The following is a 15795-nucleotide window of genomic DNA, read 5'->3' as shown; positions in this document are numbered from 1 at the left end:
ATACGTCTCATTCCTTACTACGGTTACCTCACATGGCAACAGTTCTGGTGGTGGAAGACGACGAATACGTACGATCCGCGATCATTCAGGAACTGAGCAGACGGCAGCACGCGGTGCGCAGCGCCGGGCGCGCCCTGGACGCGCTGCGGGAGATCACGCTGAACCCGCCGGACGCGGTCGTCCTCGACCTCGGGCTCCCGGACCTCGACGGCTCCGAGGCGCTCAAGATGGTGCGCAGCGTCTCCAGCGTGCCGGTCATCGTGGCCACGGCCCGCGACGACGAAGCGGAGATCGTCCGCCTGCTCCAGTCGGGGGCCGACGACTACCTGGTCAAACCCTTCTCCGGTGACCACCTCAACGCCCGGCTGGACGCCGTGCTGCGCCGGGCGCGCAGCACCACCCCGCCCCCGATGCTGTGCGTCGGCGGGCTCTCGGTGGACCTGAACCGGCGCGAGGCCAGCCTCGACGGCGTGCCGCTCACCCTGACCAGGCGCGAGTTCGACCTGCTCGCCTACCTCGCCGCCCGCGTCGACCGGGTGGTCCCCCGCAAGGAGCTGCTCACCGAGATCTGGCAGCAGTCGTACGGCGACGACCAGACGATCGACGTGCACCTGTCGTGGCTGCGGCGCAAGCTCGGGGAGAGCGCCTCCGCCCCCCGCTACCTGCACACCGTGCGCGGGGTGGGCGTCATGCTGATCACGCCCTCATGAGGCGGACCCTGGCCCTGCTCACCGTGGCGGGGACCTCGATGGTCGCCCTGGCCTTCCTCATCCCGCTGGGGCTCATCGTCAAGGAGGCCGCCCGCGGCCGGGCCCTGGCCGAGGCCGAACGGCAGGCGTCGGCACTGGTGCCGGTGCTGGCCATCACCGTCGACCCGGACCGGCTGACGCACGCGCTGCTCAGCACCGGGGCGCGGGACCGGATCGCGCTCCACCTGCCCGGCGGTGGCACGGTCGGCGCGGCCCGGGCTCCCGCCGGGACCGTGGCCGCCACCTCCCGGCGGACGCGGGCCGTCACCGCGGAGATGGAGAACGGCTACCTGCTGCTGCGCCCGGTCGCCCTGGACGGTGACCGGACCGCGGTGGTCGAGATCTTCATCCCCTCCGACGACCTCACGCGAGGCGTCACCGCGTCCTGGGCGGTGCTGACCGGGGTGGCGGCGGTGCTCGTGGCGGGCTCGGTGCTGGTCGGCGACCGGCTGGGGGTGCGGATGGTGCGCTCGGCGCAGCGGCTGGGCCGGGCGGCGGCCTCGCTCGGTTCCGGAGACCTCAGCGTCCGCATCGAGCCCGAGGGCCCGCCCGAGCTGGTCGCGGCCGGCGAGGCGTTCAACAGCATGGCCGACCGGGTGGTCCAGCTCCTGGCCGCCGAGCGGGAGATGGCCGCCGACCTGTCGCACCGGCTCCGCACGCCGCTGACCGCGCTCCGGCTCAGCCTGGACCACCTGGGGCCGGAGGCCGAGCAGAGCCGCGACGCGCTGGGCCGGCTGGAGGCGGAGGTCGACAGGATCATCGCGGCGGCCCGGCAGCCTTCCCGCGCGCCGGAACGGGTCCACTGCGACGCCGCCCAGGTGCTGCGCGAGCGGCTCGCCTTCTGGTCCGCCCTGGCCGAGGACCAGCGACGCCCGTGGGAGCTGATCGGCGCCGCGGAGCCGGTCCCGGTCCCGGTGGCGGCCACCGAGCTCGGCGCCGTGGTGGACGCCCTGCTCGGCAACGTCTTCCGGCACACCCCCGAGGGCACGGCGTTCACGGTGACCCTGCACCGGGGCGCGGGGACGGTGGGCATGCTGGTGGCCGACGCGGGTCCGGGCATCCCCGACCCCGCGGCGGCACTGCGCCGGGGGGCCTCCGGCGCGGGGTCGACCGGTCTCGGGCTGGACATCGCCCGCCGGCTCGCCGAGTCCGCCGGCGGCACGCTGCGGATCGACGCCTCCGCCCTCGGCGGCGCCCAGGTCCAGCTCTGGTTCCGTACGGACCAGCGCGACCGCACCCCGCGCACCGCGCGCCGCCTGGTCGGCGGCCGCTGGTCACGGGGGAAGGCGGCCGCGGGGAAGAGCCCACGCTGAAGATCAGCCTAAGCCGATCTCAAGCACGCCTGAAACGTGTTTTTCCCCGGTTTCCGCTACGCGATCGTGAGAAGGCCGGCGGGCACCGCCGCGGTGCCCGCCGGAGCCGGCGCGGGGTTTCGCCCCGGTGCCGCCTTCGCCGTCGTTCAGCGGGTGGACCGGGCGGAGGCGGGCATCGGAGCGGTGGCGGTCACGGGAGCGCGGTCGCCACGCGGACGTTGTCGAAGTCGACGGCCGCGCGGCCCGTGACGAGCTGCACGGATCCGGGCCCGGTGATCGGATTCGGATCGGTGACGGTGACGCGCGGTGTCGTCTCCCCGCCGACGAAGGCCCGGATCTCGGCACCGCGCAGCTCGACGCGGAGCGTCGTCGGCCCCGTGACCGCCGCGCCCGAACCCGTCGCGATGACGCCCGTGCCGGCTCGGAAGACGTCGACCGAACCGTTGGGACGGAGATAGACCATGTATCCGGACTGCGTGTAGGCGTCGCCCGGCTTCGCGGTCCGTACCTGGACGCCGCCGAAGGCCGTCGAGGTCGCGAGCGTCCGGAAGTCGATACCGGTCTCGACGAAGCCGTCGGCGACCCGCAGATCGTCGACGACGGATTTCCAGCCCGTGCGCGTCGTGTCCTGCTGGCGGTACACGCCGTCGGCGACGGCCCAGGTGCCGTCGACGGCGGTCCACGCCTCGGACGTCGCCGCCGCCGAGGAGAAACCGTCGCGGAAGACGACACCCTCGGCGTCCGGCACGATCTGCAGCGCAAGGGTGTCGATCTCGGTCGTCCCGGTGGTGCGCAGCGTCTCGACGTCGAGCCGGCACGATCCGGGAAGCGTCGTCTCCCGCACGGTGACCTTCAGGTCGCCGGGGCCCGAGGCGGTGGCGTCGCCGGTGAGGCACGGCCCCGAGACGGTCGCCTTGCCGATGCTCCGGCCCGAGACCCGCACCGTGAGCTCCTGCCCGGCCACGACGTTCGCGGTCTCCGGCGTGGCGGTGACGAGGTCGCGGCCGACGTCGGAGCGCGCCGCGGCGGCGACGAGCCGCGCGGCGTCGCGCCGGCTCAGCACGCCCTTACGGGCGAGCGCCGCGGACGTCTTCGTGACGTGGACGACGAAGGCGCTGCGGCTCTCCCACTGCTCGTCGGCCCGCAGGAGGTCGGCGACCGTGCAGCCGGTGCCGTCGTCGGCGTTGGCGACACCGGTGTCCCGGCTGCCGATGAAGACTCGCGCCCGCTCGTCGGAGCCGGCACACGCGTCGTCGACGACACGGATGTCGTAACTGAGCGTGCCCGCGGCCTTGATGTCGACGACCTGGAGGGTCCGCTTCCCTCCCGCCACCGGGAAGGCCGAGGGCCACACGGTCGCGGCGCCGGCGCCCGTCCAGCGGATCTCCACACTTCGCCCGTCGCGGTTGACGACGACTCCGGAGACGCCCTCGGCACCGGCCCGGGAGCCGACCTCGACGGGGCCGCCGCCGATCCACTGGAGCGTGTCGTCCTCCTCCAGCACGAGCGGGATGCGTTCGAAGAAGTCACCCGAGCCCTCGACGCGCACCGTGAGCTTGTCGCCGAGGGTGACGGACTTGGTCACCGGGCTGCCCGCCGCCGCGTAACGGATCTCCAGGGCGTCGAGGTCGTCCACCGCCGCGGGATCGACGGGGGAGCCGTCACGGAAGAACTCGGGGACCGGCTGGTCGTAGGCGTCGAAGTGCACGCCGTCCGCCGCGACCCAGCCGGTGCCCCAGGACAGCTCCGCCTCCACCGGACGGGTGCGCGGAGCACCGATCTGGGGGGCGTTCTGGCCCTGGACGACGACGCCGAGCTTCGGGTCGTAGAGGTAGTTGAGTCCGAAGCGCTGGTTGTCCCAGAAGCCGTACTGGGTGTTGACATGCTTGCCGAAGCCCATGCCGACGACGTAGGCGGGTCGCTTGGCGAAGACGAACCGCTGGCCGGTGACCGAGTCCGCGCGGTACTCGGTGTACGGGGCGCCCGCGTAGGGCCGGAGCGTGTCGACGGCCGCCCGGCGCTCGGCGGCCGCCGGGTAGTACTCCTCCTTCAACGCGACGTCACGGATGATCGAGGGGTCGAGGTAGGCCCACGTCGGAGCGATGAGCGGCGCGACCGAGGTCTGCCAGCCCGCCTCGGCGAAGGCCGCGCGGCGCTTCCGGATCTCCTCCTGGGTGGTCGCGTAGGCCCGCGCCTGAGGGATCGTCGAGCCCCAGAGGTTGTTGGAGCCGATCGGCAGCTCGCCCGCGTAGTTCCAGCCGCGGTGACGCGAGTCGATCGCCGTGTTGATGAAGTAGCCGTCGAGTCGCGTGTCGTAGAGCAGGTTGTACTGGGCCCAGTCCATGTAGCGCGTCTGCATCCGGTCGATCGTCGCCCGGGTGGCGGGGTCGCCCCATCCGGCGAGGTCTTCCGCGTGGACTTCGAGGCTGTAGCGGTGCGCGACCGTGCCGTCGCGGAAGAAGCCGGCCTCGCTCTGCGCGATCCTCTCGTGGTCGGCGAGGCGTTCCTGGAAGCGCGTGCGCAGCGCCGGGTCGTCCAGGCGGTCGAGGAGGCGGGAGATGCCGACCAGCCCGCCCGCGACCTGGTTGGCGAACTGTGAGCCACGCGGCCCCCAGACCTCCTCGTCCTCCAGGAACCACCGGCCGGCCGCCTTCATGGCCTCGGTCAGGGAGGAGACCAGTGCCGGATCGATCGTGCCGTCGGCGTCGAAGAGCTCCAGCATGATCGCGTAGAGTTCGAGCGCGAAGCCCGTCGCGGCACGCGAGTGGACGTCGCCGCCGCCCTGCGGGAACGATCCGTCGGCGTTCTGGGTGCCGAGCATGAACTGCAGGGCCGCCTCAAGGCGCTTGCGCAGGGCCTCGTCCCGGTAGTACGGGTTCCACGGGCGGTCTGCGGTGTAGAAGTAGGCGAGCGTGAGGACGTTCTCCATGACGCGCGCGTCGTTCGGCCCCTGCCCCGTGCGCCAGCAGTTGCAGGTGATGTAACCGTAGTTCACGGTGCTGTCGTCGTTGACGCTGTTGGCGAGCCGGGCGAGGTTGGCGAGATAGGGGGCGATTTGCTGTTCCAGGCCGGTGAAGTCGGCGAGGTCGATCTTGCCCGGGTCGAGGGCGGCGACTTCGGGCAGTGGCCCGGAGACGACCGCCGGCACCTCGCCCGGCTGCGACGACGTCTCCGCGGCCGCCGGGACGGCCGGTGCCAGCGTCAGGGCGGCGGTGACGGCCACCGCGGCGATCCGGTGACCGCCACGGGCGCCGGGGCTCCCGCCGTGTCGTTTCGATCTCATGGTCGTGCCTCCAGGATGCGGTGTGGTGAGCGCCGGCGATCGGCCGGACGGACCCGCTGATCACCGTGGAACGCCCGCGAAACGACAGCCCGGGACGTCCCGGGGCCTGCGCTGTGGCACCCGCGCCGCGTCTGTGAATCGATTCACGGCTTGGTGTGCGGCGAGCGTAGTGACGGCGTTGCAGCCATGTCAACAGCCGGTTACGAGTGGCCGCTCAGCGTGCGCGCCCCGGCGAGCCCGCGCGGAGGCGACGACGGCCCGGCGCGCTACCCGCGGTCGTTCCCCGCGAGGGGAAGGGACGTCGCGCGGACCACGAGCTCGGGCTCGAAACGCCCCTTCGTGTCCTGCTCCTCCTCGATGCCGAGCAGGATCCGGACGGCGCTGGCACCGAGCGCCGCGGAAGGGTGCCGGATGGTCGTGAGCGGCACGATCGCGAAGTCGGCGAACTCTATGTCGTCGTAGCCGACGAGGGAGAGATCCCCCGGCACCCGGACCCCGGCCAGGATGAGCCCGTGCAGAAGGCCGAGCGCGAGCAGGTCGTTGCCCGCGACGATCCCGTCGGGAAAGCCGGTCTTCGGGCGTTCGAGCAGTGTCCGCGAGACCGCCTCGCCGACCTTCGCGGTCTGGACCTGCGCGCGGATGACCTCAAGCGAGGCCGGCGCCGCGGACTCGGCGACCGCCCGTTTGGCCCCCGCCAGCCGCAGGTCGACGTGAGGGTGCGCGCCGCCCACGAAGAGCAGGCGCCGCCGGCCCTGGGCGAGCAGGTGCGAGGCGGCGAGGTAGCCGCCCCGCTCGTTGTCGCCGGAGATCGCCGGATAGCTGTGCGGCCCCGCGGCGACACCGGCGAGGACGAACGGTGTCCCCCGCCGCCTCAGCTCGAGCAGCTCCGCGGGAACGTCGCCGACCGGAATGGCGAGGATGCCGCTCACCTGCTGGGACTCGAAGAAGCTGATGTAGGCGCGCTCGCGTTCGAGACTCTCGTCGCTGTTGGCGACCAGGATGAAGCGGCCGTGCGCGGCGGCCTCCGCCTCGGCGCCCGCCGCGATCTCCGCGTAGACGGGGTTGCTGGTGCTGGAGATGAGCAGCCCGAGCGCGAGGCTGTGGCCGACCCGGAGCCGCCGCGCCGCGTCGTTGCCGACGTAGCCGAGCTCGTCGGCCGCCGCGAGGACGCGCTGGCGCAGTTCGCGCGAGACCCGGTTCGGCTGGGTGAAGGTGTAGGAGACGGTCGCTCGCGAGACCCCGGCGCGTGCTGCGACATCGCCCACCGTGGCGGCGGAATCCTCGGCCCTCGACCGCCTGGGCGCCGGTTCAGAGGTCATCGCGCTCCTCACTGTCGTGTCCACCGGGTGTGATCGGGGGTTGTCCGCCAGCCTAGCGCAATTGTGAATCGATTCACATGTCGACTGAGCACGTCGGCCGGTCCGGCGCTCCGGGCGAGCGACGCGCCGCCGCACGCCCGCGCCGCCGGCCCGGGACCCACGGACGCGGGAGCGGGCGGCGCGGTCTTCCGTCTCCGCCGCCCGGCCCGAGCACCATTGACACGGGTTCGGGCGACACGTAACCTGCCCGAAACGTTGTGAATCGATTCACAGCCACTCAAAGGAGTGGCCTTCGCATGACGGCCGCGACCATCCAACCCCCTGAGCCCACCTACACCGTACGGGCCACGTCCGCTTATGTGAATCGCGTCACATATATGAACACAGACGCGATTATGGACATATGTGAGAGGAGTCCCCCGTGGCTTTGCCGCATGCGACAACGACACCGCCGGGAGTGCGGGAACCCACCGCGCAGGAACCTCCCGGTGCGGCCCGGAAGACCCGCCACACAGGGGGCGTGCGAGCGCCGTGGTGGTTTGTCGTGCCGGCGCTCGCGGTCTACCTCTTCATCGTCGTCGTCCCCAGCGTCAACGGCGCGTTGTTCTCCTTCACCGACTGGAACGGGCTACGACCGGACTGGTCGTTCGTCGGCCTGGACAACTACGCCGCGGTCTTCACCGACCGCACCGCGCTGGACGCCCTGGCCAACACCCTGCTGCTGGCCGCGATGGTGACCGTGGTACAAAACGTCGTCGGGCTGCTGCTGGCCCTGGGCGTCAACACCCTGGTCAAAAGCCGCTACGCGCTCCGCGTGATCTTCTTCGCGCCCGTGGTGCTCACCCCGCTGGTCGCCGGATACGTGTGGAGCTTCCTGCTCTCCCCCAACGGCGCGGTCAACGACGCGCTGCGGGCCGTCGGCCTGGGCGCGCTGGCCCACGACTGGCTGGGCGACCCCGACACCGCGCTGTACGCGATCGCCGCCGAGATCGTCTGGCAGTTCGCCGGCTACTCGATGGTGATCTACCTGGCCGGGCTGCAGGCCATCCCGCGCGAGGTGCTGGAGGCCGCCCGCATCGACGGCGCCGGCCCCTGGCACACCTTCCGCAGCGTGGTGCTGCCCCTGCTCAACGGCGCCGTCGTGATCAACGTGATGCTCTGCCTGATCGGCGGGTTGAAACAGTTCGACCAGGTCATGGCCATGACCGGCGGCGGCCCCGGCACCGCGACCGAGACGATCTCCACGGCGATCTACAAGAACGCCTTCACCCTGGGCGACTTCCCGCTGTCCATCGCGCTGGCGGTCGTCATGACCGTGGTCATCGCCACCCTGGCCGCCATCCAGTACCGCCTCACGCTCCGGAAGAGTCACTGATGCACGCGCGCTACACCTGGCGGACGCTGACGCGGGAGATCACCCTGATCCTCGTCGCGCTCGGGTTCCTCATCCCGCTGGTCGGGCTGCTCAACATCTCGCTGAAGCCGCAGAGCAGCCAAAGCAGCGCCCTGGCGTTCGCGTTCCCGCCCACCCTGGACAACTACGCCGCCGCCTGGAGCCAGGCCAGCCTGGGCGCGGCGCTGGCCAACAGCTTCTTCATCACGACGCTCAGCGTCGCGTTGATCATCGCCTGCTCGGCCCTGGCCGCCTACCCGCTGGCCCGGGTCACCCGCGCCTGGTCGCGCTACACCTTCGTCTTCCTGATCGGCGGCCTGCTCATCCCGGGCCAGCTGGCCCTGCTGCCGTTGTACGCGACCATGCGCGATGCCGGCCTGCTCGGCTCGCTGTGGGCGGTCATCGTCATCAACGTCGGCCAGCAGATGCCCTTCTCGGTCTTCCTGTACACCATGTTCCTGCGCGAGCTGCCGCTGGATTACGAGGAGGCCGCGCTGCTGGACGGGTGCGGCCCGCTGCGCTCGTTCGCCCTGGTGGTCTTCCCACTGCTGCGCCCGGTCACCGGCACCGTGGTCATCCTCAACGCGGTGGGCATCTGGAACGAGTTCTTCACCCCGCTGCTGTATCTGGGCGGCAGCGGCAACACCACGGCCCCGGTCGCCATCTACGGCTTCGTCAGCCAGTACGTCTCCCAGTGGCCGCTCATCTTCGCCGGCCTGGTGATCAGCGTCCTGCCGATCCTGGTCGTCTACCTGGCGCTTCAAAAGCACATCATCAAGGGCTTCGCCGGCGGCCTCAAAGGCTGACGCTCCACACAGGCCGACACTCCACACAGGCCGACACTCCACACAGGCCGGCTCTCCGCAAGGGCCGGCGCCCCACCCCCCGTTCCCGATTCGGAGTCTGTCATGAAGTCGATCAAAACGTTCACATCCATGTGCTGCCTCACCGTCACGGCCGTGGCCCTCAGCGCCTGTTCCACCGCGGGCCCGGGCGCCACCGGCGCCGACACCGCCGGTGCCGCCTCCCAGGTGCTGACGCTGGCCGCCGCGGGCCAGGGCCCGGCCAAGGCCGCGGTCGAGGCGTTCGAAAAGGCCAACCCCGGCGTCACCGTCCAGACCACCTTCACCGAGGACGACGCCTCCTACCAGCAGCAGATCCGCACCCAGCTCTCCTCCGGCACCGCCCCCGACGTGTTCCGCATGTGGCCCGGCGGCGGCAACACCATGGCCGTGCGCGACCTGGGCGCCGACGGCATGCTCCTGGACCTGTCCGGCGAGAGCTGGGCCGGCGGCCTGAGCCCCGATCTGCGGGCCGTCACCAGCGACCCGAACGGCAAGATCGTCGCCGTCCCGGTGACGATCGGCGCGATCGGCGCCGTCTGGAACGACCAGGCCCTGCGCAAAAGCGGGCTGAGCACGCCGACCACCTGGCCGCAGGTGCTGGCCTTCTGCAAGGCCGCCAAGGAAAAGAACGTCATCGCCTTCGCCCTGGGCCTGAAGTCGTCCTGGGTCACCCAGCTCGTGCCGTACGCGCTGACCGCCTCCCTGGTCTACGGGCCCAACCCCGGCTTCGCCCAGCAGCAGAAGGACGGCACGGCCAGCTTCGCGACCTCGCCGTGGAAGCAGGCGCTGGAGCAATACCTGCAGATGCGCGACGCCGGGTGCTTCAACGACAGCCCCAACGGCGTCGGCTACGACGAGCAGATGCAGATGCTCGCCCAGGGCAAGGCCCTGGGCGTGGTGCACGTGCTGTCGGCGGTGGCCTCGGCGCTCACCTACGCCCCGCAGGGCACCACCTTCTCGATGACCCCGTTCCCCGCCACCGACAACGCCGACGCCACCTACCTGCCGGTGTCGGTGGGCATCGTCTACGGCGTCAACGCCAAGGCCAAGAACCCGGCGCTGGCCAAGAAGTTCATGCAGTTCCTCGCCTCTCCCGAGGGTCAGGCGCTGTATGCCACCGCCTCGGGCAGCAGCCCGGCGCTGAACAGCCCCTCCTTCCAGGCCGACGCGCTGCAGCAGCCGGTGCTGGAGGCGGTCAAGTCCGGCCGCTCCACCCTCTACCCCGACCAGGCCTGGCCCAACCCGAAGGTGCAGCAGGAGCACCTGACGTCCATCCAGGAACTGTTCAACGGCACGATCGACGTGCCGACCGTGCTCGCCCGCATGGACAAGGCGTTCGCCTCCACCAAGTGACCCCGCTCACTCACCCACGAAGGAAAACATGACGTTCAACGGAATCCTGTCCTCCCCCGTGACGCCGTCCGGCGCGGACGGCCACGTCGGCGACGCCGTGCCGGCCGAGCCCATCGGGGACGGAACCGAGGCAGGGGCGGGCGCGGTGCCGGTACCGGACGGGCCGCGGTCCGGCACGGCACTCGGCCGCGCCCCGCTCGCCCGGCGACACGGGGCTTACGTGCGCTCGAGGCGCCAGATCCGCGATGGCGCCGGCTGCCCGCGCCGCTTCCAGCCAGACTTCGCACCCTCGCTACCCCGGTGGTGACCGCAATGGAGACGAGCATGGAGGCGTGTCTGTGGATCACGCCCAAGATCTTCGACGACCTGCGCGACCCGGAGCCCGGGATAGCGGCGTTCTTCGACCACCACGCCGCCTGGCTGGTGGACCGGCCGGTCACGGTGGTGTTCTGCGCGGGCAACGGTGATCACGTTCTCGACTACGCGGGCCGCCAGGCATGGGACGACCGCTTCGACTGGGCCCGCTACAACTGCTTCGCGCTCGGCCCCGGCGGGCCCGCCGCCATCACCAGGGCGCACAACCGTGACTGGCTGGCCCGGGTGCGCGACGGCGGCGAGCGCTCGGCCAACCCGTACTCCGCGGGGCCGATGTTCGTCGTCTCCGAGCAGCCGATGGACTACCGGACGCTGGCCGGGATCTACGCGGCTGTGCGGGCGGAGGCGGAGCGGCGCGGGCTGCGGGTGAACCTGCTGGAGTACCTGGAGCCAGGCCCGGAATTCTGCCGCAGCGAGTGGAAGACCGCACGGCACCCGGAGGCGGCCGCCGGCAGCGCCGACGCCGGCGGTCACATGGTCCCCGGTGTGATCGACGTGACGGCCCCGCTCTCGGCCGACGCGCGCCCGTACGCCGCCTTCCCCGACGGCATCCCGGCCGGGCTTCCGGCCGGGGACTTCGTCGCCGCCCAGACGGCCGCGTTCACGGCCGACTTCGGGCTGGACGGGGTCATGCTCGGCAACCAGTTCGGCCTGGTCGGGTTCTGGCACCCGGACAACGCTCCACCGCTCACCCCCGAGCGGTCGGCCGGGATAGAACGGTTCTTCCTGCGGCTGCGCGAGGCCATGGGCGAGCGCCTCGTCTACTGGATGGACACCTACTGGCGGGCCGATGTGGAGCGGGCGGCGTGGGGCATGACCGACGCCGCCTACCTGACCCTCGACGCGATCCTGGTCAGCACGTTCGCCGTGCTGGTCGAGCGGACCGAGATCGTGCCCAACCTGCTGAGCAAGGCCGCGCTGGGCGGGCCGCGACCACTGCTCGGCCTGGACTTCGTCGACCCCTGGTACTGGTACCGCACCTACCTCGACGACCGACGCACCTACCTCTACCAGCGGGAGGTTCTGGCCACGCACGCCACGTCCGTGGCCGGCGTCTCCTTCTTCGCCAACGACACCTTCGGCCACTTCGTGCCTGAATCCGAGCTGGCCGCGACCCTCGAAGTGGTCAGGAAGGGGGAGAACGGATGACGTGCTCACGCACGCTCCCGGCGGAGCCGCCGGCCGCGGCCCCCGCCGTCACCGCCCGGCGCTGACTCCGGTCCCCTCACGGCCGGACGACACACCGCCGGCCGTGAGGGCTCGCCCGCCCCACGGCCGGTCCGGTCCATGAGGGTGCGCCCGCCCCGCAGCCGCCCCGCTACCTACTCGATCTGCTCGATGACCTGTTCCGGTGTCGCTTGCGGGCTGCGGTGCGGCACCGAGGACCGATCCTGCGAGCCGGCATCGCCATACCGCCACCAGCGGTTGACCCACTTGGACGCGCAGGCTCGTGAGATGCCCATCTCTGCGGTGACATGGGCGATCGGGCGGGTTCGGCACCGGTCGATCAGGCGGCGACGACCTTCGATGCTCAACGGAGCGTTGGAGCGAATCACCTGGCGACCTCGGGGACTCGGGGTGCGATCACCTGCAGCAGCGGAAATGCCACGAGCAAGGCGAGCCCCGTCAGCGCGGCTGTGACCCACACCGGCCCGAGGTCGCCTGCCCGGCCGGCGAGCGCAGCCGCTCCCAATGCGGGCCCGGCCGCCGCCCCGATATTGAGTGCCGCAGTCGCATACGAACCGCCCATGGTCGGGGCGCCTGCAGCCGCGTAGAGCACCCGCGTGATCAAGGTGCTCCCTACCGCGAAGGCCAAGGCGCCCTGTGTGAACACGAGGATCAGTAGTGCCACGGGATGAGCGGCGAGTGTCGCCAGCGCGACCCAGCCGAGCAGCAGCAGAGGTCCGCCCACAGCGATAGTGAGGCCGGGACGGTGGTCGGAGAGACGCCCGGCGACCGTGACACCGATGAAGGACCCGATGCCGAAGAGCACCAGAACCATCGAAACCCACAGTTCACCCAGATCGGCGGTGTCGGTCACGATTGGTGCCAGGAAAGTGAAGGCGGCGAACGTGCCGGCATTGACCAGGGCGCCGAGCATCATGGCCAGGAGCAGCCTGGGCGATGTGAGCTGGGCGAGCTCTGATCGCAGAGAGAGGCCGGCGACAACGTCCGATGATGCCTCGCCCGGCCGACCGGGAATGCCCCGCAAAAGGCCGAGAGCGGCGGGAACACAGAGCAGCGCGATCGCCCAGAAGGTCGCTCGCCAGCCCAGCGCTGTGCCAAGCAGCGCACCGGCCGGAACGCCGGCGACGGTGGCGACCGTCGTACCGGACAGAAGGACCGCCAGAGCTCGGCCCTTCTGATCTGCCGCCACGAGCCCGGCGGCCGTGCTGAGCGCGACTGCCAAGAAGCCGGCATTGGCCAGTGCTGCCACCACACGACTGGCGAAGAGGACCGAGAAGGCCGGGGTGACCGCGCCGACGACGTGGCAGAGAGCAAAGAAGAGGATGCAGCCGAGGAGAGTGGCCCGTGCCGGCCACCGACGGGCGAGCGCGGCCATGACAGGTGCGCCGACGATCATCCCGACCGCGAAGGCCGAGGTCAGCAGGCCGGCAGCCCCGACCGAGACACCGAGACCGGCGGCGATGTCCGGCACCAAGCCGGCAAGCATGAATTCCGAGGTGCCCATGGCGAAGACCGCCAGGGCGAGCAGGTAGAGCGCGAGAGGCATCGAGGGCTCCGAGGCGAGAGAACGAACAGAGAACGTCTCGTCACCGCGGCCAGCGCCCCGGGGACGCCCAAGAAACCGCCCGTGCGCAAGCGACAGGCAGAGGGCCGGGAACTCAGCGATTCAGGGGGCTGACGGCGTGACCGAAAGCCCCCACAGTGGATGCCTCAGGGCTCGACATGGCTTCCACACTACTCGAACCGGCCCGACACCAAGCAACCGGATTGATTCGCGGGCGGGCGCCGTCAACGTCCTGTCCCACAACACCACGGCACCGGATTTCTTCAGCGGCCATCCACGACAGGGGCGGGTGTCTCCGGCTGTCCGAGGAGGCGGGCCGGTCGTCCCGCGTGGTCAGCGGGATGTCCCCTGCATGTGGTTCGGGGACGAGGTGGGCTCTGGCCGGACGTGGTGGCGGCCGATGGGGAGCATCAGGGGGCGACCCGAGACGGGGTCTTCGACGATGCGACTGTCGAGGCCGAAGACGGTGCGGACACTGTCTTCGGTGAGGACCTCGGCCGGGGTGCCGGAGGCGTGGAGGCGGCCGTCGGCGAGGGCGATGAGGTGATCGGCGTAGCGGGCGGCGAGGTTGAGGTCATGCAGGACCATCACGATGGTGGTGCCGCGGGTCCGGTTCAGGTCGGTCAGCAGGTCGAGGACTTCGATCTGGTGGCTGACGTCGAGGAAGGTGGTGGGCTCGTCGAGGAGGAGCAGGTCGGTCTGCTGGGCCAGCGCCATGGCGATCCAGACCCGTTGGCGCTGACCACCGGACAACTCGTCGACGGCGCGGTCGGCGAGATCCGTCGTCTGCGTGGCCTCCAGAGCAGCCGCCACCGCGGCGTCGTCCTTGTCGTTCCACCGGGAGAAGAGCCCCTGGTGGGGGTGGCGACCGCGGCCGACAAGGTCGAGCACGGTGATGCCTTCGGGCGCGACCGGCGACTGGGGCAGCAGCCCGAGCGTACGGGCCAGTTTCTTCGCGGGCATGCGATGCACCTCCTTGCCGTCCAGGACGACACGGCCCTCGCGGGGCGTGAGCAGCCGGGACAGGGAACGCAGGAGCGTCGACTTCCCGCAGGCGTTCGCGCCGACGATGACCGTGATCTCGCCGGGCGGCACGACCAGGTCAAGGGACTCGACGACGACGCGGTCGCCGTAGCCGAGCGTGAGGCCCTCGGCCGCCAGGGAGTGGGACGTGGTCACAGCGAGCCTCCCGCCCGATGGGTGCGGACGATCAGATAGACGAGGTACGGCGCTCCGAGGACGCCGGTGACGACGCCGACCGGGTAGCGGACGTCGAACGCGAACTGGCCGGCGAAGTCGGCGATGAGGACGAGGAGGGCGCCGACGAACCCGGCGGGCACGAGCAGGGAGCCGCCCGCGCCGACGAGCCGGGCCGCGATGGGGCCGGACAGGAACGCCACGAACGCGATCGGCCCGGCCGCCGCCGTGGCGAAGGCGATCAGGCCGACGGCGGCGACGATCACCGTGACGCGGGTGCGTTCGACGCGGACCCCGAGAGCGGAGGCGGTGTCGTCGCCGAGCTGCATCGCCGACAGGTCGCGCGCCTGGAACAGCAGAACGGGGGTGAGGACGACCAGCGCGACGAGAGCCGGCAGAACCTGCTCCCAGGTCGCGCCGTTGAGACTGCCGGTCAGCCAGCGCATGGCCTCCTGAAGGTCCCATTCTGCGGCCCGGGACAGGACGTAGGAGGTGACGCTGTCGAGGATCGCGGAGATCCCGATGCCGATCAGGATGAGCCGCGTGCCGACGACGCCGTCCCGGAACGCCAGGGTGTACACCAGCAGGGCGACGGCGAGAGCCGAGACGATGGCGAGGACCGACACCTGGGCCCCGCCGAGGGACAGCGACACGATCGCGATGGCCGCCGCGGCGCTCGCCCCCGAGCTGATGCCGATGATGTCGGGGCTGGCCAGCGGGTTGCGGAGCATCGTCTGGAAGGTGACACCGGCCAGGCCGAAGCTGAATCCCGCGACCACGGCGAGGACGGCCCGCGGCAGCCGGAGCCGCCCGACCGTGAAGGACGCCCCCGGGACCTGCTCGCCGAGGATGACGCGGACCACGTCGCGGGGCGGGTAGAACGTCTGCCCGGCCATCAGAGTCACGGCGAACCCGGCGACGACGAGCACCACCAGCGTCAGGACGACCAGGAGACGGCCGGAGGCGCGCCGGCGACGGCCGCGGGCGACGGCCTGGACGACGGACGGCCGGGTGGCGGCGGCGGGGGCGCTCACAGCACCTCCTTCGTCGGCGCCGTGAGCGCTGCGCTGCCGTGTTTGCCGGATCGCTCGCTACGCTCGCTCACAACCCCTCCTTCGTCGGTGCCGTGAGCGCTGCGCTGCTGTGTTTGCCGGATCGCTCGCTACGCTCGCTCACAACCCCTCCTTCGTCGGCGCCGTGAGCGCTGCGCTGCCGT

General features: G+C 71.2%; 11 protein-coding genes and 1 pseudogene. 6 read left to right on the top strand and 6 right to left on the bottom strand.

The features are described from left to right. Window positions 1–32: 32 nt before the first annotated feature. Together ABD841_RS28155 and ABD841_RS28150 are read left to right on the top strand one after the other, a co-directional pair. Complete coding sequence (locus ABD841_RS28155) at window positions 33–710, top strand: response regulator transcription factor (RefSeq protein ID WP_344978120.1); 678 nt, start codon at window positions 33–35, stop codon at window positions 708–710. Next, window positions 707–2062, top strand: coding sequence for a sensor histidine kinase (locus ABD841_RS28150; protein ID WP_344978118.1), 1356 nt, complete (start codon window positions 707–709; stop codon window positions 2060–2062). The genes ABD841_RS28155 and ABD841_RS28150 overlap by 4 nt, the downstream gene beginning before the upstream one ends. Window positions 2063–2252: 190 nt before the next feature. Here the strand turns inward: ABD841_RS28150 and ABD841_RS28145 are convergent, their stop codons facing one another. Together ABD841_RS28145 and ABD841_RS28140 are read right to left on the bottom strand one after the other, a co-directional pair. Next, entirely contained in the window at window positions 2253–5345 is a 3093-nt protein-coding gene (locus tag ABD841_RS28145) for a hypothetical protein (RefSeq protein WP_344978116.1), read from the bottom strand. Window positions 5346–5611: 266 nt separating this feature from the next. Continuing rightward, entirely contained in the window at window positions 5612–6664 is a 1053-nt protein-coding gene (locus tag ABD841_RS28140; RefSeq protein ID WP_344978114.1) for a LacI family DNA-binding transcriptional regulator, read from the bottom strand. A 544-nt stretch (window positions 6665–7208) separates the two neighbouring features. Here ABD841_RS28140 and ABD841_RS28135 point away from each other — a divergent pair. From ABD841_RS28135 to ABD841_RS28120, 4 genes are all read left to right on the top strand, one after another. Continuing rightward, window positions 7209–8039, top strand: a complete 831-nt coding sequence (locus tag ABD841_RS28135; RefSeq protein ID WP_344978112.1) for a carbohydrate ABC transporter permease — start codon at window positions 7209–7211, stop codon at window positions 8037–8039. Continuing rightward, on the top strand, window positions 8039–8863 hold the full coding sequence (locus ABD841_RS28130) for a carbohydrate ABC transporter permease (protein ID WP_344978110.1): 825 nt from the start codon (window positions 8039–8041) through the stop codon (window positions 8861–8863). Before ABD841_RS28135 ends, ABD841_RS28130 begins: the two co-directional genes overlap by 1 nt. Before the next feature lie 102 nt (window positions 8864–8965). Next, a complete protein-coding gene (locus ABD841_RS28125; protein WP_344978108.1) occupies window positions 8966–10255 on the top strand; it encodes an ABC transporter substrate-binding protein in 1290 nt (429 codons plus the stop codon). 324 nt (window positions 10256–10579) lie between these two features. Next, window positions 10580–11779: a hypothetical protein gene (locus ABD841_RS28120; protein WP_344978106.1), complete on the top strand. Its 1200-nt coding sequence runs from the start codon at window positions 10580–10582 to the stop codon at window positions 11777–11779. Between the two features lie 176 nt (window positions 11780–11955). Here ABD841_RS28120 and ABD841_RS28115 read toward each other — a convergent pair. The 4 genes and pseudogenes from ABD841_RS28115 to ABD841_RS28100 form a co-directional block, all read right to left on the bottom strand. Beyond that, window positions 11956–12186: pseudogene (locus tag ABD841_RS28115) on the bottom strand (leucine zipper domain-containing protein); the annotation flags it as partial. After that, window positions 12183–13364 carry a Cmx/CmrA family chloramphenicol efflux MFS transporter gene (locus ABD841_RS28110; RefSeq protein ID WP_344978104.1) on the bottom strand — a complete coding sequence of 394 codons (1182 nt, stop codon included), beginning with the start codon at window positions 13362–13364 and terminating at the stop codon, window positions 12183–12185. The gene ABD841_RS28110 and the pseudogene ABD841_RS28115, both read right to left, overlap by 4 nt. A 351-nt stretch (window positions 13365–13715) precedes the next feature. Next, a complete protein-coding gene (locus ABD841_RS28105; RefSeq protein ID WP_344978102.1) occupies window positions 13716–14561 on the bottom strand; it encodes an ABC transporter ATP-binding protein in 846 nt (281 codons plus the stop codon). After that, the gene (locus tag ABD841_RS28100; protein ID WP_344978101.1) at window positions 14558–15613 is read right to left on the bottom strand and encodes a FecCD family ABC transporter permease; all 1056 of its coding nucleotides are present in this window, start codon (window positions 15611–15613) and stop codon (window positions 14558–14560) included. The genes ABD841_RS28105 and ABD841_RS28100 overlap by 4 nt, the downstream gene beginning before the upstream one ends. Window positions 15614–15795 lie beyond the last annotated feature (182 nt).

It is taken from the genome of Streptosporangium fragile, from assembly GCF_039534445.1.
GTDB classification, from domain to species: Bacteria; Actinomycetota; Actinomycetes; order Streptosporangiales; family Streptosporangiaceae; genus Streptosporangium; species Streptosporangium fragile.
This window is presented reverse-complemented; position numbering and strand designations above follow the sequence as displayed.